General features: G+C 69.8%; 18 protein-coding genes. All 18 read right to left on the bottom strand.

Annotated features, from left to right (window positions below):
- Window positions 1-77 precede the first annotated feature (77 nt).
- Window positions 78-2,147: a hypothetical protein gene (locus ACFVWW_RS19265; protein WP_386877534.1), complete on the bottom strand. Its 2,070-nt coding sequence runs from the start codon at window positions 2,145-2,147 to the stop codon at window positions 78-80.
- Window positions 2,148-2,370: 223 nt separating this feature from the next.
- Window positions 2,371-3,876, bottom strand: a complete 1,506-nt coding sequence (locus tag ACFVWW_RS19270) for an SDR family NAD(P)-dependent oxidoreductase (protein ID WP_384192343.1) — start codon at window positions 3,874-3,876, stop codon at window positions 2,371-2,373.
- A gap of 314 nt (window positions 3,877-4,190) precedes the next feature.
- A complete protein-coding gene (obgE, locus tag ACFVWW_RS19275; protein ID WP_386877535.1) occupies window positions 4,191-5,627 on the bottom strand; it encodes a GTPase ObgE in 1,437 nt (478 codons plus the stop codon).
- A 121-nt stretch (window positions 5,628-5,748) separates the two neighbouring features.
- Window positions 5,749-6,003 (bottom strand): 50S ribosomal protein L27, encoded by a 255-nt coding sequence (rpmA, locus tag ACFVWW_RS19280; RefSeq protein WP_384192338.1) that lies wholly within the window; start codon window positions 6,001-6,003, stop codon window positions 5,749-5,751.
- A 14-nt stretch (window positions 6,004-6,017) separates the two neighbouring features.
- Entirely contained in the window at window positions 6,018-6,338 is a 321-nt protein-coding gene (gene rplU, locus ACFVWW_RS19285; protein WP_384192335.1) for a 50S ribosomal protein L21, read from the bottom strand.
- 300 nt (window positions 6,339-6,638) lie between these two features.
- Window positions 6,639-10,619: a ribonuclease E/G gene (locus tag ACFVWW_RS19290; RefSeq protein WP_386877536.1), complete on the bottom strand. Its 3,981-nt coding sequence runs from the start codon at window positions 10,617-10,619 to the stop codon at window positions 6,639-6,641.
- 232 nt (window positions 10,620-10,851) lie between these two features.
- Entirely contained in the window at window positions 10,852-11,634 is a 783-nt protein-coding gene (locus tag ACFVWW_RS19295) for a TIGR03936 family radical SAM-associated protein (protein ID WP_384332951.1), read from the bottom strand.
- Window positions 11,635-11,752: 118 nt separating this feature from the next.
- The gene (locus tag ACFVWW_RS19300) at window positions 11,753-12,814 is read right to left on the bottom strand and encodes a hypothetical protein (protein ID WP_386877537.1); all 1,062 of its coding nucleotides are present in this window, start codon (window positions 12,812-12,814) and stop codon (window positions 11,753-11,755) included.
- Window positions 12,815-12,829: 15 nt separating this feature from the next.
- Window positions 12,830-13,363 carry a GNAT family N-acetyltransferase gene (locus ACFVWW_RS19305; protein ID WP_386877538.1) on the bottom strand — a complete coding sequence of 178 codons (534 nt, stop codon included), beginning with the start codon at window positions 13,361-13,363 and terminating at the stop codon, window positions 12,830-12,832.
- Window positions 13,364-13,450: 87 nt separating this feature from the next.
- Window positions 13,451-15,373: a TIGR03960 family B12-binding radical SAM protein gene (locus tag ACFVWW_RS19310; protein ID WP_386877539.1), complete on the bottom strand. Its 1,923-nt coding sequence runs from the start codon at window positions 15,371-15,373 to the stop codon at window positions 13,451-13,453.
- Window positions 15,374-15,423: 50 nt separating this feature from the next.
- On the bottom strand, window positions 15,424-17,016 hold the full coding sequence (locus ACFVWW_RS19315) for a CHAD domain-containing protein (protein WP_386877540.1): 1,593 nt from the start codon (window positions 17,014-17,016) through the stop codon (window positions 15,424-15,426).
- Between the two features lie 72 nt (window positions 17,017-17,088).
- Window positions 17,089-18,288 carry a rod shape-determining protein RodA gene (gene rodA, locus ACFVWW_RS19320; RefSeq protein ID WP_386877541.1) on the bottom strand — a complete coding sequence of 400 codons (1,200 nt, stop codon included), beginning with the start codon at window positions 18,286-18,288 and terminating at the stop codon, window positions 17,089-17,091.
- A 3-nt stretch (window positions 18,289-18,291) separates the two neighbouring features.
- The gene (gene mrdA / locus ACFVWW_RS19325; protein WP_384192247.1) at window positions 18,292-20,454 is read right to left on the bottom strand and encodes a penicillin-binding protein 2; all 2,163 of its coding nucleotides are present in this window, start codon (window positions 20,452-20,454) and stop codon (window positions 18,292-18,294) included.
- Window positions 20,451-21,155, bottom strand: coding sequence for a rod shape-determining protein MreD (gene mreD, locus ACFVWW_RS19330; protein WP_384192250.1), 705 nt, complete (start codon window positions 21,153-21,155; stop codon window positions 20,451-20,453). The genes mrdA and mreD overlap by 4 nt, the downstream gene beginning before the upstream one ends.
- 11 nt (window positions 21,156-21,166) lie before the next feature.
- The gene (gene mreC / locus ACFVWW_RS19335) at window positions 21,167-22,234 is read right to left on the bottom strand and encodes a rod shape-determining protein MreC (protein ID WP_384192253.1); all 1,068 of its coding nucleotides are present in this window, start codon (window positions 22,232-22,234) and stop codon (window positions 21,167-21,169) included.
- A gap of 155 nt (window positions 22,235-22,389) precedes the next feature.
- Window positions 22,390-23,409 (bottom strand): rod shape-determining protein, encoded by a 1,020-nt coding sequence (locus ACFVWW_RS19340; protein WP_384192270.1) that lies wholly within the window; start codon window positions 23,407-23,409, stop codon window positions 22,390-22,392.
- Window positions 23,410-23,662: 253 nt separating this feature from the next.
- Window positions 23,663-24,076, bottom strand: coding sequence for a nucleoside-diphosphate kinase (gene ndk / locus ACFVWW_RS19345; protein ID WP_384192256.1), 414 nt, complete (start codon window positions 24,074-24,076; stop codon window positions 23,663-23,665).
- A 98-nt stretch (window positions 24,077-24,174) separates the two neighbouring features.
- Window positions 24,175-24,546, bottom strand: a complete 372-nt coding sequence (locus ACFVWW_RS19350; protein WP_386877542.1) for a DUF4233 domain-containing protein — start codon at window positions 24,544-24,546, stop codon at window positions 24,175-24,177.
- Between the last annotated feature and the right edge of the window lies 1 nt (window position 24,547).

Below are 24,547 nucleotides of genomic sequence, written 5' to 3' on the forward strand. Positions count from 1 at the left end.
GGGGCCATACGGAAAGGCCCGGCAGGGCGCCAGAAGGCGGCCCTGCCGGGCCTTGGAAAAAACGGTACAGCTGGTGCTCAGCCGCGCACGGGCGAGTCCAGGTCGTTGTTCTCGGGCTCCGTCCGCGCGTCCTTGGCCGTCTCCAGGCCCTCTTCGGCCCGGGGCTCGACCGGTGCCGAGTCGTCCGGCGCCGCCGACTCCTCGGGCTCCGCGAGGCGCTTCTCGACGCTCACGTTGCGCGCCTCGGACTTCACCGACAGCGCGCGCGTCGCCGCGTTGAACTGGTCGATCGACGAGGGCTCGTCAGGTCCCAGCAGATACCGCTTGAGCTCATGACGGGCATCCGCCAGCCGGTCGGCGGACGGATCGGCGACCGCCGCGAGCAGCTGGTCCAGCTCGTTCGCGCTGTTGGAGAGGATCACGGCGGCCCGTACGGCGGTGTTCTGCCGCTTGAACTCCTCCGCGCCCAGCGCCGCCGAGTCGGTGACCGCGTACGGCTTGCCGCTCGCGATGAAGTCCGACACCACGCTGGAGATGTCGGAGACCATGGCGTCCGACTCGTTGAAGCAGTCGTACAGCCGCGGCTCGGCGCCCCCGATGACCCGGTGCTCCCACCAGCCGAAGGAACGCCAGTACGCGCTGTTCCACTCGGTCCTGAGCCGCGTCAGCTCCGCCTGCCGCTCCGGGTCCGCCGTGGAGTCACGCGACTCCTCGGCCTCGTCCCGGCTCGCGTCCGCCACCCCGGAGAGCTCGGTCAGCCGGGCCCCGATACGGGTCAGCTCGGCCCGCGCCGCAGTCTGCTCCGTGCGGAGCGCGGCCGCCTCCTGCGCCCAGCGGGCGTCGGTGGCACGCGCGGCGGCGGCCTTCTCCACCAGCGCGATGATGCGGTCGTGCACGGCCTTCGCCTTGGCGCTGCGCGTCCCGGTGAAGGGGTGCGGCTTGTAGAGGACCCGCACCGGCTCCTCGGCCTTCAGCAGCCGCTTGATGATGTTCTCGCCGGCCAGCAGCAGCGAGGTGTTGCCGGGGCTGTCGTCCCAGCCCTCCCAGGTGGGCGCGTACAGCACCGTGGGGATGGGGTTCTTCGGTGCGCCGCTCGCCGGCTCGATCGGGGCCAGCTGCGGACGGCCCACCTCGACGATGTCCTCGTCGCGCACCCCGACGTCGGCCAGCGCGTAGCGGTCGCGGCCGGCCCGGCCCGCGGTCCACACCTCGTCGTACGCCTTGCTGTACGGGTTGACGCTGGCGATCTTGTCGCTGTCGCCGTGCCCGATGAAGACGTGCTTCATGGTGGGGACGCGCAGCATGTGGATGTTCTTGCCGACGTTGGCCGCGTAGAGCGCGACCCGGACGGTCGACAGGTCCAGGTTCATCAGATGCACTCCGCCGGGGATGCACAGCACCGGTACGCCCGTCGGGCCCAGCTGCTGCGCGATGACCCGCTCGCGCAGGACGATCAGCGGCCGTCCTTCGAGCTGGTCCATCGTGTCCAGCCACATGTTGACCTGGTACGCGGACTCCTTGGAGCCGGAGAAGTACAACATCACGGTCGGCCGGTAGTCAGCCAGCCAGCCGTCGACCGCCTTGAGCACCTTCTCGGCGGACGGCACGAGCCGGCTGGGCCGCAGGTACGGCAGCAGCGCGACGATGTAGCCGAAGGCGAGGAACAGGCTGGCGGCGAGGCCCGCGAAGCCGAAGATGTTGTCGCGGGTCTCCACCGTGATGATCACGCCCACCACGGCGAAGATGTCCAGGTGGAGCATCTTCTCGGCGGAGCGGTCGAGCAGCCAGCGCGGCGGGGCGTCCGGGATCCGGATGGCGCCGAGGTCGATATTGCGGGTGACCACCGGCAGCCTGCGGCGCAGCCGGAGCAGGGTGACGATCGCGCCGTGCGGCGCCTGGAGTCCGTAGAACACCAGCACCGCGACCACGGTCACGTAGAAGATCCGGTCCTCACCGAGGCCCGAGCGCGCGACCATCAGCACCAGCAGCATCTGCCGGATCAGGAAGCGGATCGACAGACCGGCCCGCACTTTGGCGAGCCGGTTCACCAGATAGCTGCCCCGCTGGTGCAGGAAAGTGTCCGCGAGATAGGTCACGGCCGCGGCCGCCGCGAACAACCAGAGATTGGGAATTATCGCGGCGAGCATGACGCACGGGAAACCCAGACCCAGTAGAAGTGCGGCTGCCAGCTCTGATCCGCTGCCCACCCGGGCGACGCGAATGGCTGTCGAAATCACGAAAAACTTGCTCCAGACCGTGCCTGCTGTTGCCTTGCAAGGAAAGTGTGAAGACGCAGCTTCACGAGCTCGGGCCTCCATGGTTCGCACGTCGGCGACCACAGAGGCCCGGATCTAAGATTGTCAAGAATTATTACACATCTCCCTGACGGTCCAGGACGGCGGCCAGCGCCTGCTCGAAATCGGATGCCTCGGAGGCGCCGCGGGTCGGGTCCTGCTGCCGTACGTCGATGACATGGCCGGTCAGCTCGGAGAGCAGCACATCGAGGGAGGTCTTGGCGACCGCCTCGGAGGAGAGCAGCGATCCCTCGGGCTCCTGGCCGAACGCCTTGGTGCGCATCGGGGTCGCGGTGCGCTCGGGGTTCACGCAGTTCACCCGGATACCCTCGCCGGCCCACTCGTCCGAGAGCGCCTGGGTGAGGTTCACCATGGCCGCCTTCGTGGACGAGTAGAGGCTGTACTCCGCGCGCCCGCGGGTGTAGCTGCTGGAGGTGTAGAGCAGCAGCTGTCCCTTGGTCTCCACCAGGTACTTGTACGAGGCGCGGGCGATCTGCACCGGCGCGAGGTAGTTGACGTTCAGCGCTTCCTGGATGGTCGTGTTGTCCGTCTCGGCCAGCTTGCCGATGCGCAGCACGCCCGCGGTGTTGATGACGTAGTCGATCCGGCCGGTCTCGCCGTACGCGCGCGACAGCGCGTCGTCGACATGCTCGGGGTTCTCGACATGCGTACCGGTGGTGGAGCGGCCCAGCGCGTACACCGTGGCGCCGAAGGACTCGGCGAGCTTCGCGATGTCCGCGCCGATGCCGTAGGAACCGCCGAAGACGACCAGGGTCTTCCCGGTCAGCAGCTCACGGTAGGAGTCCTCGGAGGACTGCTGCGGGGCGGCGGCGGAGGCCAGCTGGAAGAGCTTGTCGGCGATGAAGACATCGACCGGCTGGGTCACCTTCATGTTGTACTCGTCGCCCGCGACGACATAGATCGGCACGTCGGGCAGGTACTTCAGCACGACCGAGCAGTCGTCGGTGGCCTGGAAGTTGGGGTCGCCGGCGGCCACCTCGTACGCCCTGCGGATGGTGGAGAGCTTGAACGCCTGCGGGGTCTGGCCGCGCCGCAGCCGGGACCGGTCGGGGACGTCGGTGATGAACTCGCCGTCCTCGCCGTGCGTACGGGTCACGATGATCGTGTCCGCGGACGGGATGGCCACGTCGACGGCCTGGTAGCGGTCCAGCGCGGCCACGCAGTCCTCGATGACGCGCCGCGACAGCAGCGGGCGGACGGCGTCGTGGAACAGGACGTTGCGGTCCTCGCCCTCGGCCAGGCCCTCGCCGAGGGCGGCGATGGCACGCTCGGTGGTCTCGTTCCGCGTCGAGCCGCCCTCGATGACCTTGCTGACCTTGGTCAGCCCGGCCTTCGCGACGATCTTCTCCACGTCGGGCACATAGCCCGGCGCCATGAGCACGATCACATCGTCGATCGAATCGGCCTGCTCGAAGATCCACAGTGTGTGCTCGATGACCGCCTTCCCCGCGATCTTCAGCAGCTGCTTCGGGATCGACAGGCCCACTCGCTGACCGGTACCGCCCGCCAGGACGACGGCGGTGGTACGGGGCTTCACGGGCGACGCGGGAGTTGCAGACACAGAACTGACCTACCTTGCGGGCTCAGAGGATGAAGCGATGGTCCCACCCGCGGCAATCCTCTTGCAAGGTGGACCACAACTGTGCGACACCGGCCCGCAACCCCTGATTCACCTGCGAAGACCAGTGCGCCAATGGTTCGGGGCGGGAGTCGTACGTGAAGGACACCACACAAGATTCACGTCGGAGCAGCGGGGGTCACAGATGAGAGCGTACGCACCGCTCCCACCCGGTCACCGGTTGTGACACCGGCCCGGGTGACCACGGCTTTCCGCCATGGTCTCCCGGGCCGGGAGGGGCATCAGAAGGCGTCGGACTAGAAGGCGTCGAACTCCTCGTACTCGCGGTCCGAGTCGTCCCGCTCGGCGTCCCGGTCCCGGCGCCGCTGCGCCGCCGGACGCGGTGCCTCAAGACGGTGGTCCTCGCCGCGGCGGCCGAGCATCTCCGCGCCCGCCATCATCGTGGGCTCCCAGTCGAAGACGACCGCGTCGTCCTCGGCGCCGATGGCCACTCCGTCGCCCGCCCGGGCGCCGGCCTTCATCAGCTGGTCCTCGACACCGAGCCGGCTCAGCCGGTCCGCGAGGTAGCCGACGGCCTCGTCGTTGCTGAAGTCGGTCTGCCGCACCCAGCGCTCCGGCTTCTCGCCGCGCACGCGGTAGATCCCGTCCTCCTCCAGCGTGACGGTGAAGCCCGCGTCATCGACGGCCTTCGGACGGATGACGATCCGGGTCGCCTCCTCCAACGGCTTCTCCGCACGGGCCTTGGCGATGACCTCGGCGAGCGCGAAGGACAGCTCCTTGAGCCCCGTATGGGCCACGGCCGACGCCTCGAAGACGCGGTAGCCGCGCTGTTCGAGCTCGGGACGGATCATCTCGGCGAGGTCCTTGCCGTCCGGGATGTCGATCTTGTTGAGGACGACGATCCGCGGCCGGTTGTCGAGACCGCCGTACTGCGTGAGCTCTTCCTCGATGACATCGAGGTCGGTGACCGGGTCACGGTCGGACTCCAGCGTGGCCGTGTCCAGGACGTGTACGAGGACGGAGCAGCGCTCGACATGGCGCAGGAACTCCAGACCGAGGCCGCGGCCCTGGCTGGCGCCCGGGATCAGCCCGGGGACGTCCGCGATGGTGTAGACGGTGGAGCCGGCGGTGACCACGCCCAGGTTGGGGACGAGCGTGGTGAAGGGGTAGTCCGCGATCTTGGGCTTGGCCGCGGAGAGCACGGAGATCAGCGAGGACTTGCCGGCGCTCGGGTAGCCCACGAGCGCCACGTCGGCGACCGTCTTGAGCTCCAGGACGATGTCCCCGCCGCGGCCCGGCACACCGAGCAGCGCGAAGCCGGGCGCCTTGCGGCGGGCCGAGGCCAGCGCGGCGTTGCCGAGACCACCGCGGCCGCCGTCGGCGGCGACATAGGTGGTGCCCTGGCCGACCAGGTCGGCGAGGACATTGCCCTGCTTGTCCAGGACGACCGTGCCGTCGGGGACCGGCAGGACCAGGTCCTGGCCGTCCTTGCCCGAGCGGTTGCCGCCCTCGCCGGGCTTGCCGTTGGTGGCCTTGCGGTGCGGCGAGTGGTGATAGTCGAGCAGCGTCGTCACCGACTGCTCGACGACCAGGATGACGTCGCCGCCCCGGCCGCCGTTGCCGCCGTCGGGGCCACCGAGCGGCTTGAACTTCTCACGGTGTACGGAGGCGCAGCCGTGGCCTCCGTTACCCGCGGCGACATGCAGCTCGACGCGGTCCACGAAGGTGGTCATGGGGGTTGCCTCCAGTACATACGGAAATGTCTAACCTGCAACACGCGAAAGGCGGACCCGCTTCCCGTCACCGGGAAGTGAGGTCCGCCCTCGCGAAGAAAACCGCTCTACGGGTGCCTGATCAGGCAACCGGAACGATGTTCACGACGTTACGGCCACGGCTGGTGCCGAACTCCACCGCACCGGCGTTCAGCGCGAACAGCGTGTCGTCACCGCCACGGCCGACGCCCGAGCCCGGGTGGAAGTGCGTGCCGCGCTGGCGGACCAGGATCTCACCGGCGTTGACGACCTGACCGCCGAAGCGCTTCACGCCGAGCCGCTGAGCATTGGAATCGCGCCCGTTCCGAGTGGACGATGCGCCCTTCTTATGTGCCATGTCTCCTCAGTCCCTTACTTCGCAGCCGCGGGAATACCGGTGACCTTGATCGCCGTGTACTGCTGACGGTGACCCTGGCGACGGCGGTAGCCGGTCTTGTTCTTGTAGCGAAGGATGTCGATCTTCACACCCTTGTGGTGGTCCACGACCTCGGCCGTGACCTTGATGCCGTCAAGCACCCACGGGTCGCTGGTGACGGTGTCGCCGTCGACCACGAGCAGGGTCGAGAGCTCGACCGTGTCGCCAACCTTGGCGGTGGGAATCTTGTCAACCTCAACGATGTCGTCGACAGCAACCTTGTGCTGGCGACCACCGCTGCGCACGATGGCGTACACGCGGATCTCACTCTCGCTCGGAACGGAACCCCTGATGCCAGCCGCTCGCACGGGCCGGGGCCCATGGCGATCCTGACAGGACGAGCGGCCTCCCCCGGAAATCCGGGAGGTGGGTGCTCAGGAGTGGGCGCGCATTGGAACACGCCGAAGGTTTAGAGTACGGGGCCCCTGTACAGGGGGTCAAACCAGGTCCCCCGCACCGTGACTGGGCCCGTGCGCCCGAGGGCGCGGCGGAGACGGAACGGCCGTCGGCCGGACCCGGGAATCCAGGGTCCGGCCGACGGCCTTCTGCGAACGCGCTCAGTCCTCCGTGGAAGCCGTGACGCCGGACGGCGCCTGCTGCTCGGCCGCCGCGGTCTTCTTCGACGCCGACTTGGCCGTCTTCTTGACCGTCGTCTTCTTCGCCGCGGTCTTCTTGGCCGTCGTCGTCTTCTTGGCGGCCGTCTTCTTCGCGGTGGTGGCCTTCTTGGCGGTCTTGCGGACCGTCTTCTTGGCCGGGGCGGCGCCCTCGGACCCGGCACCGTCCGACGCGTCCTCCACGGGCGCCTCGGCCGGCTCCTCGGCCTTCGTGTCCTTCACGGACTCCACCACGACGACCGCCGCGTCGTCGGCGCCCGAGGGCGATCCGGCGGGTGCGGTGACCTTGCGGGTCGCCCGGCGGCGCGCACGCGGCGGGGCCGCGACGGGTGCCTCCTCGACGGCCGGCGCCTCGGCCGCGACCGGCTCGGGCACGGCCTCGGGCTCGGCCGGCACGGGCAGGACGACCTCGGCGGCCACTGCCGCGTCGGCGGCCTTCGGCGAACCGGCAGGAGCCGACGCCTTGCGCGTGGCCCGACGGCGCGTACGGCCCGTGGGGGCCGCCTCCTCCGCGGGTGCCTCCGGCTCGGCGGCCGGAGCCTCGACCGGTGCCTCGACAGGCGTCTCGGCGACGGGCGCCTCGGTCCTGGCCTCCGGCTCGGCGGCCTTCGGCGAACCGGCCGGAGCCGACGCCTTGCGCGACGCCCGGCGGCGCGACCGGCCGCGGACGGCCGCCTCGGCCTCCGCCGCACTGCTGAACAGCTCTTCGTCCGGAGCGAATTCGGGCTCGGGCAGCGCGGTCGGGACCGCCGCCTCCGCCGCGAGCTCGGCCTCGGTCTCCGCCGCGACACCGGCGTGCTCGTGGTCGTGGTCGTGGTCCTGGGCGAGGTCGTGCTCGTGACCCTGGTCGCCACCGGCCGCGCCGCCGCGGCCGCGCTTCTTGGCGCGCTTGCCGTTGCCGCCGCCACCGGCCGCCGTGGGCTGCTCCATGTGGACGATGACACCGCGGCCGTTGCAGTGGACGCAGGTCTCGGAGAACGACTCCAGCAGGCCCTGGCCGACCCGCTTACGGGTCATCTGGACCAGGCCCAACGAGGTGACCTCGGCGACCTGGTGCTTCGTACGGTCCCGGCCCAGGCACTCCAGCAGCCGCCGCAGCACCAGGTCCCGGTTCGATTCGAGCACCATGTCGATGAAGTCGATGACGACGATGCCGCCCAGGTCGCGCAGCCGCAGCTGACGCACGATCTCCTCGGCCGCCTCCAGGTTGTTCCTGGTGACGGTCTCTTCGAGGTTGCCGCCCTGGCCGGTGAACTTCCCGGTGTTGACGTCGACCACGATCATGGCCTCGGTCTTGTCGATCACCAGCGAACCACCGCTCGGCAGCCAGACCTTGCGGTCCAGCGCCTTCATCAGCTGCTCGTCGATGCGGTACGTCGCGAAGACGTCGACCTCGCTCGTCCAGCGCGACAGCCGGTCGGACAGATCCGGCGCGACATGCGCGACATAGCCGTGGATGGTCTGCCACGCCTCGTCACCGCTGACGATGACCTTCGTGAAGTCCTCGTTGAAGATGTCGCGGACGACCCGGACGGTCATGTCGGGCTCACCGTAGAGAAGGGTCGGCGCGTTGCCGCTCTTCGCCTTCTTCTTGATGTCCTCCCACTGCGCCTGGAGCCGCTCGACATCGCGGCGCAGCTCGTCCTCGCTGGCGCCCTCGGCGGCCGTACGGACGATGACGCCCGCGTCCTCGGGGACGATCTTCTTGAGGATGGTCTTCAGCCGGGCCCGCTCGGTGTCGGGCAGCTTGCGGCTGATGCCGGTCATCGAGCCCTCGGGCACGTAGACCAGATAGCGGCCGGGCAGCGACACCTGACTGGTCAGCCGCGCGCCCTTGTGGCCGATCGGGTCCTTCGTCACCTGGACGAGCACCGACTGGCCGGACTTGAGGGCGGTCTCGATCCGGCGCGGGCCGTTGGCCATGCCCAGCGCCTCGAAGTTGACCTCACCGGCGTACAGGACGGCGTTGCGCCCCTTGCCGATGTCGACGAAGGCGGCCTCCATGGAGGGCAGTACGTTCTGTACCTTGCCCAGGTAGACGTTGCCGACGTAGCTGGTGGCCTGCTCCTTGTTGACGTAGTGCTCGACGAGCACGTTGTCCTCAAGGACACCGATCTGGGTGCGCTCGCCGTTCTGGCGGACGACCATCACCCGCTCGACGGCCTCGCGGCGGGCGAGGAACTCCGCCTCGGTGATGATCGGCACCCTGCGCCGGCCCTGCTCGCGGCCCTCACGGCGGCGCTGCTTCTTGGCCTCCAGACGGGTCGAGCCCTTGATGGACTGCACCTCGTCGGAGCTGGTGCTGTGCTCGCGCTCTTCCTTCTTGCGCGGCTCGCGGACCTTGACGACCGTACGCTCCGGGTCGTCCGTACCGCTCTCGGCCTCGGAACCGCCGTCACCGCTGCGACGGCGCCTGCGACGACGCCGCCGGCTGCTGGAGGAACCGCCGCCCGAGGAGCCCTCGGTGTCGTCGTGCTCCTCGTCGTCCCCGTCGCCGTCACTGTCCTCGGACTGCTCGGCGGAGTCGTCGTGGTGCTCGTCCGTGGTGTCGTCCGCGTCCGCGGACTCGCCACGGCGGCGGCGACGGCCACCCCGGCGGCGGCGCCGCGACGGGCGGTCCTCGTACTCGTCGGAGTCGTCACCGTCGCCGGACTGCTCGGCCTCGGTGTCGGTGTCCGTGTCGGTCTCGTCCGGGGACTCCTGCGGCGCCTCTTCGGCGGCCGGCGCGGTCTCCGCGGTCTCCACGGGTTCGGCGGACTCACCGCGGCGGCGACGCCGGCGGCGGCCCGAGGGCTCGGGCGCGGCGACGGGCTCGGCCACTGCCGCGGCCTCCGTCACGTCCTCCTCCTCGTCGTCCTCCACGGTCCCGGCGGCGTGTGCCGCGGCGGCGGCCGTCTCCGGGGTCTGGAACATCGGCTCGGTGAAGACGGGCGCCTGGAAAACGGCCACGGCGGGCCGCGTCGCACGGCGGCGCGAGCGCTCCGGGGCCTCGGCCTCCTTCACGGCGGCCTTGTCGCCGGCCTTCGCCTTCGCCCTGGTCTCCTTGACCGGCTCGGGCGCGGGCTCGGGGGTGGTCTCGGGCGCGGCGGCCCTGCGGCGCGTACGGCCACGGGTGGCGGCCTTCTCGGCGGCCTGGACCTGCTCGTCCTCGGCGGCGATCTGCGCGACGACATCCTGCGGCAGGCTCTCGCCCGCCACGTTCTCCGCGGCCTGCGGCGCACCCTCGGGCGCGGTGGCCTTACGGGTCGCACGACGGCGCGTACGGGGAGCGGGCGCGGCCTCCTCGGCCGGGCTCTCCTCGGCCGGAGCCGCCACGACGGCCTCGACGGCCTGCACCGGCTCGGGGGCGACCTCGGTGGTGACCTCGGCAGCGGCGGTCTTACGGGTGGCACGGCGGCGCGTGCGCGGCGCGGGGGCCTCTTCCGCGACCGGGGCTTCGGCGGTCGGTGCTTCCGCGACCGGAGCTTCGGCGGCGGTCTCGGCGCTCTCCTCGGCCGGCGCACCCACGGGCGCGGTGGCCTTACGGGTCGCACGACGGCGCGTACGAGGGGCGGGCGCGGCCTCCTCGGCCGGGCTCTCCTCGGCCGGGGCCTCGACCACGGCCTCGACGGCCTCGGCCGGCTGGGTGGTCACCTCGGGTGCGGCGGTCTTGCGCGTCGCACGACGACGCGTACGCGGCGCGGGGGCCTCTTCGGCCGCCGCCCCGCTGGTCGCGGCTGCGTCGGCAGCCTCACCGGCCGGTATGGCCGGGGCGACGGTCTCCGCGACTGTGACGCCGTTCGTGGCCTCGGCGCCCGCGGTGGGCGGCCCCGCCGGGCGGGACGCGGCGCGGCGCCTGCGGCGCGGCGGCAGCGTGTCGCTGGGCGAGTTGTTGTCTTCGTTGGTGGTGTTCCCGGGTGTACCGGGTTCGGTGGACTCAAGCATGCGGGCGGTTCTCCCGTCGCGCTCCCGGGCGCCGCGCCTGATTCCGGTCCGGCCGCGGCCCGCGCGGTGCGCGGTTGCCGCCGTCCGGGGCGCGGGCGCCGCACGGGAGCTGTTATGTCTGGCTCGCCGGTTCCCTACGCGATGTACGTACGGCCTGGCGAAAGTCTTCTGGTCAGTGCGCTGCCCGACCCAGGTGGCTCCCGAGTACCAGGGCTGCGCTACAACGACCGCCCTACGCGGAACCTGCACCTTCCGGCGCCTTCGCGGCGGCGGGTCCGGCGGCCTTGGATGGGGCGGCCGTGACTGCCTCGCGGTCGGGCGCGAGCGGGTCGGTCACCGTGCCGGACTCCTCGTCGAAGAGCCCCTGCGCCAGCCTGGTCACCGCTGCGGGGACCGGCGGCGCCAGGTCGGCCACAGCTCGGAGACCGGACAGGACGTCGTCGGGTCGAACGGCAGGTGTCACGTGCCGAACAACCAGCCGCAGTATCGCACAGGGCCCGTCCCCGGGCCTATCAGGCTGTGGATGAGCCGCCCGCAGGTCGGCCACGGCACCCCGGGCGTCGAAGGTCCGCAGACCGTTCTTCGTACGGCGTTCCACCTCGACCGACTCGGCGGCGAGGAAGAGGGACACGGCCTGTGCGGCCTGCGCGGGGTCGACGCCGTCCAGCCGCAGCTCCCACACGGAAGCGGTCAGCCGGTCGGCGAGTCCGGACGTACGGGCCTCGACGGCGTCGATGATGTCGAGGCCGGCCGGCAGCGACTCGTCGAGCAGCTCACGCAGCTTGTCGGGGTCGCATGCCCGCACCAGGGCGATCTCCAGGAACTCGGCCTCGCTGCCCGTACCGGTGGGTGCGGCATTGGCGTACGACACCTTCGGGTGCGGGGTGAACCCCGCCGAGTACGCCATAGGCACCTCGGCACGGCGCAGCGCCCGCTCGAAGGCGCGCTGGAAGTCACGGTGGCTGGTGAACCGGAGGCGGCCGCGCTTGGTGTAGCGCAGTCGGATGCGCTGCACCGCCGGTGCGGGCGGCGGGCCTTCGGGCTGTCGCTTGCCCAGTGGTTCTTCTCCTCGGTGCGGGCGGTACGCGGTGACGCGCCGCCCTCGGACGTGGGGATGACCCCCGGATCCCGGCTCAGCCCCGCTTGTGCAAGGAGATCTCAGGTGCGGGCTCCGCGCCGGGGACGATCGTTGTACTACCCAGAGTACGCGCCCGGTCCACCAACGGTTCCCCAGGCTCTGGAGCCCGGGGTGGACCCACCAGCGCGCGCCAGGCGTCACGCCGGGCCTGCCGGACGGTCGCCCGCGCGGAGCGGAGCGCGTCACCCGCCGCCCGGCCCGCCACGGCGGCGATGTTCCTGGCCGGGGCCCAGACGCTGTCACGCAGCCAGTGACCGACCGGCGTACAGACGCTCAGGTACGTCCAGCGCAACGGGCGGCCCAGCAGATTCCAGGTGAGCCAGGCGAGGGCGCGGCCGACAGCGCGCGAGATGTATCCGGCAACGCGCCAGGCGACACCGAACGCGGCGCCGATCTCGCGTCCGAGCGGGACAAGGATCACGCGGCACACCCAGGCGACCGGGATGACAAGCAGGACGCGTGTCAGCCACACCACCGGCACCACCAGCCCGTAGTACACGACCGGCACCACCACATACCGCCACAGCGCCACCCCCGGCCACACCAGCAGCGTCTTCACCAGCCACTCCAGGAGCCACCCCAGAGCGTGCCCCAGCGGCGTGAGCAACGTCTCGTACAACCGGCCCAGCAACCGGCCGAGGAGGCGGCCCACCGGAGTGAGCCCGCTCCGGTACAGCCACACCACCGGCGCAACCAGCCCGTACCGCACGAGTGGCGTGAGCACCGCGCCGTACAGCCACACCACCGGCACCACGAGCCCGTACCGCACCAGCGGCGTGAGCACCGCGCCGTACAGCCAGACCAGCGGGATCACGAGCAGGACCCGGCCCAGCCACGCCAGCGACCGGCCCAGCGGACGCAGCACCACCCGGTCGAGCGCTCTGCCACTCACGACGAGGACGTCCCACACCAGGCGCAGGGGCACGACGACCACCAGCACGACGATCCGCACCGGAATCCGCACGGCCGTCGTCAGACAGCCCTCGCCCGGCTCGTAGTGCGGCGGCGCCTGCTGACTCCCGTAAGCCCGGGGCGGCTTGTCCTTGTCCAGCTCCATGAAGGACAGGACGCCTCAGACGGCCGTTCGGATCCAGAAACGCAGCTTTCCTCCGCGCTCGTCCTCCAGCACCCCGCCGGCCGCCTCGATCACCTTGCGCGAGGGGACGTTGGTGGTGTCGCACGTGACCAGGACGGACCCGATCCCGAGCCCGCGGGCGACGGGCAGCGCCTCGGCGAGCATGGCGGTCGCATGACCCCGTCCACGGGCGGTGGGGCGTACGGCATAGCCGATGTGGCCGCCCAGTTCGTACAGGAAGGGGTTGAGCCGGTGCCGGATGGCCAGACGCCCGAGAAAGGTGTCGCCCTCGACATACCAGAGCGTGGTGCTGGGCACCCAGCCCTCGATGCGCGGAGTCTCCTCCAGCGGCTCGGCGTTCAGCCGGTCCACATAGGTCGCGAAGACCTCGGGCCGGTGCCAGGTGGCGGCGAACTCCTCCATCTCGTGCAGGAGCAGCGACCGTTCACCGGCGCCTTCCTCTACGAACTCCTTCATCGCGTCGAGGAAGGAGGCATGGACCCGGACGTCGGGAGCGATGAACCGCGGCATCCCGCCATTGTGCCCCCACACACCCAAGCCCGGCCCCGGATCACCCCCGCGGCCGGGCCTGACATCAGGTCACTCCCTGCCGGCCCGTCACTTCACCATGAGCGGGAGGAGCTTCTTGCCGGTGGGGCCGATCTGGATCTGCGTGTCCAGCTGCGGGCAGACGCCGCAGTCGAAGCACGGCGTCCAGCGGCAGTCCTCGACCTCGGTCTCGTCGAGCGAGTCCTGCCAGTCGTCCCAGAGCCAGTCCTTGTCGAGACCGGAGTCCAGGTGGTCCCAGGGCAGGACCTCCTCGTACGTGCGCTCGCGCGTCGTGTACCAGTCGACGTCCACGCCGAAGTCCGGCAGGGTCTTCTCGGCGCAGGCCATCCAGCGGTCGTACGAGAAGTGCTCGCGCCAGCCGTCGAAGCGGCCGCCGTCCTCGTAGACGGCGCGGATGACCGCGCCGATGCGGCGGTCGCCGCGGGAGAGCAGGCCCTCGACGATGCCGGGCTTGCCGTCGTGGTAGCGGAAGCCGATGGAGCGGCCGTACTTCTTGTCGCCGCGGATCTTGTCGCGGAGCTTCTCCAGCCGGGCGTCGGTCTCCTCGGCGCTCAGCTGCGGGGCCCACTGGAACGGGGTGTGCGGCTTGGGCACGAATCCGCCGATCGACACCGTGCAGCGGATGTCGTTCTGCCCGGACACCTTGCGGCCCTCGGCGATGACCTTGACCGCCATGTCGCCGATCTGGAGGACGTCCTCGTCGGTCTCGGTGGGCAGACCGCACATGAAGTACAGCTTCACCTGCCGCCAGCCGTTGCCGTAGGCCGTGGAGACCGTACGGATCAGGTCCTCCTCCGAGACCATCTTGTTGATGACCTTGCGCAGGCGCTCGGAGCCGCCCTCGGGGGCGAAGGTCAGACCGGAGCGGCGGCCGTTCCTGGTCAGCTCGTTGGCCAGGTCGACATTGAAGGCGTCGACGCGGGTGGACGGGAGGGACAGGCCGACCTTGTCCGCCTCGTACCGGTCGGCGAGGCCCTTGGCGATGTCGCCGATCTCGCTGTGGTCGGCGGAGGAGAGCGAGAGCAGGCCGACCTCTTCGAAGCCGGTCGCCTTCAGTCCCTTCTCGACCATGTCACCGATGCCGGTGATGCTCCGCTCCCGGACCGGGCGGGTGATCATGCCGGCCTGGCAGAACCGGCAGCCGCGGGTGCAGCCGCGGAAGATCTCGACGGACATCCGCTCGTGGACGGTCTCGGCGAGCGGCACGAGAGGCTGCTTCGGGTACGGCCACTCGTCGAGGTCCATGACGGTGTGCTTGGAGACCCGCCACGGGACGCCCGACTTGTTGGGTACGACGCGGCCGATGCGGCCGTCCGGGAGGTATTCCACGTCGTAGAAGCCCGGCACATACACGCCACCGGTCTTCGCGAGACGGAAGAGGACCTCCTCGCGGCCGCCGGGGCGTCCCTCGGCCTTCCAGGCGCGGATGATCTCGGTGATCTCCAGGACGGCCTGTTCGCCGTCGCCGATGACCGCGCAGTCGATGAACTCCGCGATCGGCTCGGGGTTGAACGCGGCGTGGCCGCCCGCGAGCACGATGGGGTGGTCGACCGTACGGTCCCTGGCCGCCAGCGGGATGCCCGCCAGGTCCAGGGCGGTGAGCATGTTGGTGTAGCCCAGCTCGGTGGAGAAGCTCAGCCCGAAGACGTCGAAGGCCGAGACCGGCCGGTGCGAGTCCACGGTGAACTGTGGGACCTGGTGCTCGCGCATCAGCGCTTCGAGGTCCGGCCAGACGCTGTACGTACGCTCGGCGAGGACGCCCTCGCGCTCGTTGAGCACCTCGTAAAGGATCATGACGCCCTGGTTGGGCAGCCCGACCTCGTACGCGTCGGGGTACATGAGCGCCCAGCGAACGTCGGTGCTGTCCCACTCCTTGACCGTGGAGTTGAGTTCACCGCCGACGTATTGGATCGGCTTCTGCACATGCGGGAGCAGGGCTTCGAGCTGCGGGAAGACCGATTCGGCAGACATCTCGCACTTCCATGGGCTGACAGGGGTGACCACCCAGGCTACCCCGGTGGTCACCGGGTCAGCGCCGCGCGCCATTTCCGGGCGGACGCCTTCGCCCAGACCTCCGGCAGCTCCTTCTCGCGGCGGTCGGCCTGCGCCTCTTCCCTGCCGTACAGCAGCCCCCAGGTGAAGGCGGACTCGCCCGCCGCATGGGCCTGGATGGCGAGGCTCCGCAGGGCGTCACGGGCCACCACGCTGTCCTGGTGGTCGCCGAGCACGGTCTGTACGGCCTTCATCCGCTGGGCGAGGCGCTGGGCGGGCTTGCCCAGCGCGGGCCGCACGGCCTCGGCGGCGTACCGGGCGCGCTTGGCCGCCTTGCGGGCGTTGTGCAGGGCGACATCGCGCTCCTCGCCGGGCGCGAGGGCCAGCGCGTGGGCGACCCGGCCCGCCAGCCGGTCGTAGTCCTTGAGGACCGCCCTGGGCAGCACCTTCCCCGGCGGGCCCGCTGCGGCCGGCCGCAGCGGCGGGTCCGCGAGCAGAGCGTCGAGGGTGTCGAGAAGGGACAGATACCGCTCGCTGTCGAGTACGGCGAGCGTGCTGCTCCGGGAGCCGGCCCGCTGGGCGACGCTCCACATCCGCAGCCGGGCGCGCACCGGCCCGAGGAGCAGGGTCTCCGGCACCGCGTCGAGCCGGGCTCCGAGCCGTTCGTCGAGGACTTCGTGGTCGCGGTCGATGCCGAGTTCCCCGGCGAGCCACTTGAGCTCCTCGGCGATCGGGTCGGTGACGGACCTGTCGAGGATCTGCCGGTACGTACGGAAGGCGGAGCGCATCCGGCGGGTGGCGACGCGCAGCTGGTGCACCGAGTCGGGCAGGTCGCGGCGTACGGCGGGGTCCTGGGCGACGATCACATCGGCCTGGGTCCGCAGGTAGGCCAGCACATGGTCCCCGGCGGTGGCCTGCGCGGGCACGGTGGCCGACACGGGCGCGGTGGCCGACACGGGCGCGGTCTCCCCGGGCTGCGGGCCGTCGGCCCCTTCCGGCGCCGTCTCGGCCAGTGCCCTGGCCAGCTTCGAGGCCGCGGCTGCCGGGCGCAGGCCCGCCTTGCGCAGCTTCTTCTCCACGGCGTCCAGGAAGGCGGGGTCGCCGTCGTCGGCGAGCTCCACCTCGACCTCGGTCCAGGAGGCGGTGGCGGGGTGCGCGGTGAGGCGTACCGCGCGGACAACGTCGACACTCACCTCGGCGAGCAGCGCGCCGTCGGCGTCGAGCAGATGGGTGACGTCACGCGCGGTCCGCAGCCGGACGACGGGGATCAGCTCGGCGCGGCGGATACGGGAGCGCAGCAGTGCGGACAGCTCGGGCGGGACGGTCTCGGCCAGCGGTGTCTGGATCTCGTCGCGGATGCCGGTGGAGACGGGGAACTTGAGATGCCAGCCGGCGTCGGCGCCGCCTGTTCTGCGGCGCAGGGTGCGGGAGTCCGCGGTGAGGCGCAGGTCGGCGGTGTCGTAGTAGACGGCGTCGAGTTCGCTGACGCCTTGGTGGACGACGGCCGAGACTGCCTTGACCTGCGTCAGATCGGCCAGCCAGGTCCGGTCACCGGCCTGGGGACCGTCAAGGGACTCAGGGAGTTCGTACTTCCGTTCGATCTCGCGCTTTGTGTCCGCCATGTACCGAATCTAACCGGAACGGCGGTGTCTAATCGTCGGGCCGCCGAATGACGGCGGCCCGACGATATGACCTCAGGCCGCGAGCGGCCGCTGCACACGGATCGACTGGAGCAGTCCGACGGCGATCCAGACCGCGAACATGGAGGTACCGCCGTACGACACGAAGGGCAGCGGCAGTCCCGCCACCGGCATGATGCCAAGCGTCATCCCGATGTTCTCGAAGGACTGGAACGCGAACCAGGCGATGATCCCGGCGGCGACGATGGTGCCGTACAGCTCGGTCGTCTCGCGCGCGATCCGGCAGGCACGCCACAGGACGACGCCGAGCAGCAGCAGGATCAGCCCCGCGCCGAGGAAGCCCAGCTCCTCGCCCGCGACCGTGAAGACGAAGTCGGTCTGCTGTTCCGGCACGAACTGCCCGGTGGTCTGCGAGCCCTTGAACAGCCCGGTGCCGCTGAGACCGCCGGAGCCGATGGCGATACGCGCCTGGTTGGTGTTGTAGCCGACGCCCGCCGGGTCGAGTTCCGGATTGGCGAAGGCCGCGAATCGGTTGATCTGGTACTCGTCGAGGACCCCGAGCGCCGCGACCGTGACGGCTCCGATCACCCCGGCGCCGATCAGGCCGAAGACCCAGCGGTTGGAGGCGCCGGAGGCGAGCAGCACACCGAGCACGATCACCACCATGACCATCACCGAGCCGAGGTCCGGCATGGCCATGACGATCAGCATCGGGATGACGGCCAGGCCCAGGGATTTGGCGACCGTCCGATGGTCCGGATGGAGCTGGTCCCCGGCGTCCACCCGGGCGGCCAGCATCATCGCCATGCCCAGGATGATCGTGACCTTCACGAACTCGGACGGCTGGAGCGAGAAGCCGCCGCCGACCACGATCCAGGCGTGGGCGCCGTTGATGGTGGCGCCGAGCGGGGTGAGGACCAGCAGGACGAGCACGACGGAGAAGCCGTACAGCACCGGCACGGCGCCGCGCAGGGTGCGGTGCCCGAGCCAGATCGTGCCGATCATCAGGGCGAACCCGATGCCGGTGTTGAGGAGGTGGCGGAAGAGGAAGTAGTACGGGTCGCCCTGGTTCAGCTGGGTGCGGTTACGGGTCGCGGACCAGACCAGCAGGGAGCCGATGACCGACAGGGCCACCGCCGAGAAGAGCATCGGCCAGTCGAGCCTGCGCACCATCGAGTCGCGGGCCGCGAGCCGGGCCCATGTGCCGCGTTCCGGACCGTATCCGGAGACCGAGAAGCCACTCGTGCCGGCCATCGCTCAGTCCCTCCGTGCGGGCGCGCCCGCGAGCGTTTGGGTGTCTTCCGGGGCTTCCTTCACCGGCTCGTACGGCCTGATCTCCGGCGCGTCGATCGACCCGTCCGGCTCGATCGTGGGCAGTGCCGTGCGCGGTTGCGGCATCAGGGCCTTCTTCGTGTCCTGCTCGCCCTTCGCGTTCAGCCCGTACATCGACTCGTAGATCTTGCGGACGGCGGGCCCCGACGCTCCGGATCCCGTACCACCCTGGGAGATCGTCATGACGATCGTGTAGTCGTTGGTGTACGAGGCGAACCACGAGGTCGTCTGCTTGCCGTAGACCTCGGCGGTACCCGTCTTGGCGTGCATCGGGATCTTGGCCTGCGGCCAGCCGCCGAACCGCCAGGCGGCGGAGCCCCTGGTCGCCACACCGGCGAGGGCTTGGTCGATCTGGTCGCGTGTCTTCTTGTTCATCGGCAGCTTGCCGTGGGACTTGGGGGCGATCTGCTCCACCTGCTTGCCGTCGGCGCTGATGACGGCCTTGCCGACGAGGGGGTTGTAGAGAGTGCCCCCGTTGGCGATGGCGGAGTAGATCGTGGCCATCTGTATCGGGGTGACGAGGGTGTCGCCCTGTCCGATCGAGTAGTTCACGGAGTCACCGGCGCGCATCAGGTTGCCTTCGAGGCAGCCTTCGTAGGCGAGCTGCTGGACATACGTGCCGCCCTTCTTCCCCTGCTTGCACCAGCCGGCCTTGTTGGCCTTCCAGAAGCTCTGCTTCCACTGACGGTCGGGGATCCGCCCGGTGACCTCGTTGGGGAGGTCGATGCCGGTCTCCTTGCCGAGGCCGAACTGATGGGCGGTCTTGTAGAACCAGTCATTGGGGTGCTTGGGCTTCATGCCCCCGTCCTTCAGCCACTCCTTGTGCGCGAGGCCGTAGTAGACGGTGTCGCAGGAGACTTCGAGGGCCTTGCCGATGCTGATGCTGCCGTAGCCCTGGGACTCGAAGTTCTTGAAGACCTGGCTGCCGACGTTGTACGAACTGGGGCACGGGTAGCTGCCGTTGAAGTCGTATCCGGCGTTGACCGCGGCGGTCGACGAGATGACCTTGAAGATCGAGCCGGGGGCCGCCTGGCCCTGGATGGCCCGGTTCAGCAGCGGGAAGTTGGACTTCTTGCCGGTCAGCTTGGCGTAGTCCTTGGCACTGATACCGCCGACCCAGGCATTGGGGTCGTACGTCGGCTGGGAGGCCATCGCGACGATCCGCCCGGTCTTCCCCTCCATGACGACGACGGCGCCCGAGTCCGCCTTGTAGTTCTCGTTGGTGTTCCGGTCCAGCTCCTTGCGCGCGGCCTTCATCGCCTCGTTGAGCTCGTACTCGGCGACGGCCTGCACGCGCGCGTCGATGGAGGTGACGACATGAGCGCCGGGCTTGGCGTCGTCGCTCTGCGCCTTGCCGATGACGCGGCCGAGGTTGTCGACCTCGTAGCGGGTGACTCCGGCCTTGCCGCGCAGCGCCTTGTCGTAGGTGCGCTCCAGGCCGGAGCGGCCGACCTGGTCGGAGCGCAGGTACGGCGAGTTGGTGTCGTGGGCCTTGGTGATCTCTTCGTCGGTGACGGGCGAGAGATAGCCGAGGACCTGGGCGGTGTTGGCCAGACCCGGCGCGGTGTAGCGGCGTACGGCGGTGGGCTCGGCGGTGATGCCGGGGAAGTCCTCGGCGCGCTCGCGGATCTGCAGGGCCTGCTGGGTGGTGGCCTCGTCGGTGACCGGGATCGGCTGATAGGGCGAACCGTTCCAGCAGGGCTGGGGGGTCTTGGAGTCGCAGAGCCTGACCTTGTCCATGACCTCCTTGGGCGTCACGTCGAGGACATCGGCGAGCCGGGTCAGCACGGCCTTGCCGTCGTCCTTCATCTTCATCAGGTCGGTACGGCTGGCGGAGACCACGAGCCGGGTCTCGTTGTCGGCGAGCGGGACACCGCGGGTGTCGAGGATCGAGCCGCGGACGGCCGGCTGGACGACCTGCTGTACGTGGTTGCTCTTGGCCTCGTCCGTGTACTCCTGGCCGTTGCGGATCTGGAGGTACCAGAGCCGGCCGCCGAGCGTGAGGAAGAGGGAGACCACGAGAATCTGGATGACGATGAGCCGGATCTGGACCCGGGGGGTCCGTCCGGTCTCCGGGATATTGCTCACAGCCTCTTGACCCCCTTGATGCTCTTGACCCCCTTGATGCGTGCCGCCCGGGCCGGCTTGACGCGTCCGGCCCGTGCCGCGCGGTTCCGGGCGACCCTGACCCGCAGTCCGCCCCGCTGGCTGCCGATGCGCAGGCCCGTGCCGGTGGTGAGCCAGCCGGCCGCGACATCGCCGTTGCTCTGGGGCTCGACGAGCGGATCGCTGTCGGCGCGTCTGGCCAGCCACATGATCAGCGGGATGGTGAAGGGCGCGAGCAGCAGGTCGTAGACGGCGGCGCTGAAGATCATGGAGCCGAGACCCACATGGCGGGCGGCGGTGTCACCGACGAGGGCGCCCACTCCCGCGTACAGCAGGGTCGAGCCGACCGCCGCGGCGACGACCACGGTCATCGGGCCGACGGCCGACTTGAGCCGGCCGTTGTCGGGGCGGGCGAGGCCCGCGAGATAGCCGATCACACAGAGCACCAGGGCGTAGCGTCCCGCCGCGTGGTCGGCCGGCGGGACCAGGTCGGCGAGCAGGCCGGCGGCGAAGCCGACGAGCGCGCCGTTCACATGCCCGTACACGAAGGCCAGGGCGAGGACGACAAGGAGCATCAGATCGGGGACGGCGCCCGGGAGCTGGAGCCGGCCGAGGACGGACACCTGGATGACCAGGGCGACCACGACCAGTGTGGCCGAGAGCAGAATCCGGTTCACACGCATGGGGATCAGCTCTACTCCTGCTCGTCGACTTGGTCGGTGCCATCGCCCGAACCTGTGTCGGTGCCATTCACATCGGCGTTGCCGCTGGCGTTGGGACTGGGGGTGGGACCGGCGCTGGGGTTTACGCCGCCGGTGGTGTCGAGACCGCTCTCGCCGTTGGGGCTGGCGTTCGCCGACGGGGTGACCGTGACGGTGACGGTGGGCGTGGGCTCGACCTTGGACTTGGGCGGCAGGACCGTGTCGCGCGGGTCCTCCCGGGGGGCCACGACGACGACGCCGACGATGTCGAGCTTGGTGAAGCCGACGAAGGGGCGTACGTAGAGCGTCCGGGTGAGGTCGCCGCCCGAGGGGTCGACACGGACGACCTCGCCGACCGGGACGCCGGGCACGAAGGGCTTGTCCCTGCTGGAACCGAAGGTGACCAGCCGGTCGCCCTTCTTGACCTTGGCCTTGCCGTTGAGAAGCTGGACGGAGAGCGGACGGTCGCCCTGGCCGGTGGCGAAGCCCAGTTCGTCGGTCTTCTCCATCCGGGTGCCGACGGTGAAGTCCGGGTCGTTGGCCAGCAGTACGGTCGCGGTGTTGGGGCCGACGGTGGTGACCCGGCCGACGAGTCCGTCCCCGTTGAGGACGGTCATGTCGCGCTTGATGCCGTCGTTGGCGCCGATGTCGATGGTGACGGTCCAGGAGAATCCCTGGGCCGCTCCTATCGCGATGACCTCGGCGCCCTTGATTCCGTACTGTCCCGCGCCCGCCTTGTTGAGCATGTTGTCGAGTTCGCGCACCCGGCTGCGATTGCGGTCGTCGCTGCCGAGCTTCTGCTTCAGCGCGGCGTTCTCCTGCTGCAGTGCGCTGATGCGGTCGTGCCGCGAGCCGGAGTCGCGTACCGCTCCGATGGCATTGCCGACCGGGTTGACCGCGGACGCGACGCCGTTCTCCACCGGGCCGAAGACCGACGCGGCGACCTGGCGCGCGCCGTCGACCGGAGACTCCTCACCCCCGCGGATATCCACCGTGATCAGTGCGAACGCGATGGCGATCAGCAGCACCAGGAGCAGACGGCTCTCTCGTGTGTCCCTCACGTGCGGCGGCCGTGCCTTCCTCGTAGGAATGATTCTGTCTGTATATCAACGATTCCCATATCAACGTTCCGCCGTACGGGGGGTGAGGCGGAGTCAGGCCCTATACCGGAGGTCCCCCCGGGCCGTGGGCCCAGGGGGATGGTGAGGACATTCCGTCATCGGCGGGGCTGCGCGTCCAGCACCTGCTGGAGCGCCTCGAACTCCTCGACACACTTGCCGGATCCGAGCGCGACGGAGTCCAGCGGGTCCTCGGCGATATGGATGGGCATTCCGGTCTCCCGGCGCAGCCGCTCGTCGAGGCCGCGCAGCAGCGCGCCGCCACCGGTGAGCACGATCCCACGGTCCATCACATCGCCGGACAGTTCCGGCGGGCACTTGTCGAGCGTCGTCTTCACGGCGTCGACGATCGCGTTGACCGGCTCCTCGATGGCCTTGCGGACCTCGGCCGCCGAGATGACGACGGTCTTGGGCAGACCGGAGACGAGGTCGCGGCCCCGGATCTCGGTGTGCTCGTCCTTGTCGAGGTCGTACGCCGAGCCGATGCTGATCTTGATGTTCTCCGCGGTCCGCTCGCCGAGAAGAAGGGAGTACTCCTTCTTGATGTGCTGGATGATCGCGTTGTCCAGCTCGTCACCGGCGACCCGGATGGACTGCGCTGTGACGATTCCGCCGAGCGAGATCACGGCGACCTCGGTGGTGCCGCCGCCGATGTCCACGACCATGTTGCCGGTGGCCTCATGGACGGGGAGCCCGGCTCCGATGGCCGCGGCCATCGGCTCTTCGATGATGTGCACCTGCCGCGCGCCGGCCTGGGTGGACGCCTCGATGACGGCACGGCGCTCTACGCCCGTGATGCCGGAGGGCACACACACGACGACCCGCGGGCGGGCCAGATAGCGGCGCTTGTGGATCTTCAGGATGAAGTAGCGCAGCATGCGCTCGGTGATTTCGAAGTCGGCGATCACGCCGTCCTTCAGTGGCCGGACGGCAACGATGTTGCCCGGTGTCCGGCCGATCATTTTCTTGGCTTCGGCGCCAACCGCGAGAATGCCGCCCGTGTTGGTGTTGATGGCGACCACGGACGGCTCGTTGAGTACGATCCCCCGGCCCCTGACGTACACCAGCGTGTTGGCGGTCCCGAGGTCGACAGCCATGTCACGGCCGATGAACGACATGTTGTTCCCCATGAGGATGCGTCTGGCCTTCCCAAATCGAGCATTGACGGCTTTTTAGGATGGCGAGGTGGGTGCTCTTGCTTGGAGGCTTCCATCGTAGTGCCGCCTGCACGGCGGCGGCGCGGTGGCCCACCTCAGTAACGGTGACGATGTATCGGACCGATGCGTTCCCGGAATTGGCACGCATATGCCCAAAGGCGACCGAATTCCTTCGGTCGCCTCAGACGATCAGCGCCGTTTGGCTGACTTGAGGTCAGGAAAGGCCCGGGAAGAAAAGCTTCAGTTCCCGAATGGCGGACTCCTCGGAGTCCGAAGCGTGGATCAGGTTCTCCCGGACGATGCTGCCGAAGTCCCCCCGGATGGACCCCGGCGCTGCGGCGATCGGGTCAGTCGGACCGGCGAGCGTGCGCACTCCCTCGATGACCCGCTCGCCCTCGACGACGAGCGCGACGACCGGGCCCGAGGCCATGAAGTCGACCAGCGGCTCGTAGAAGGGCTTGCCCTTGTGCTCGCCGTAGTGCTGCTCCAGCGTGTCCTGGTCGAGTGTGCGCAGCTCCAGCGCGCTGATGGTCCAGCCCGCCTTGCGCTCGATGCGGCTGATGATCTCGCCGATGAGCTTCCTCCTGACCGTGTCGGGCTTCAGGAGAACGAGAGTGCGCTGAGTCATGGTGTGCGGCTCCTTGCAGGCAGATACGTGCGGTGGAGTGAGGCTACCGGGGGCCGCCGAACGCACGGCACCCGGACCACAAGCTCGCCGGACAGGACCTAGCCCGCCTCCGCCTGGGCGGCCTCCGCCTGGGCGGCCTCCGCCTGGGCGGCCCAGCGGGCCTTGGCCTTGTCGATCTCACGGCCGTAGTGGACCGACGCCCACCACAGCACCGCGAACACCGCGCCGAGGAAGAACATCGTGGGCACCACGAAGCCACTGGCGATCAGCGCGATCTGAAGCGCCCAGCCGAGCTGTATGCCACCGGGACGGGTGATCACACCGCAGAGCAGAACGGACAGCAGCATGCCCACCCCGCAGACCGTCCAGATCGTCCCCACCGAGAGATCGTCGGACTTCATGGCGACGAGTCCGGCGAACCCGATCACGAAGAACTCGCCGAGCAGGGTGGATGCACAGAGCGTACGCATG

The organism is Streptomyces sp. NPDC058198 (assembly GCF_042882605.1).
Lineage (GTDB): Bacteria > Actinomycetota > Actinomycetes > Streptomycetales > Streptomycetaceae > Streptomyces.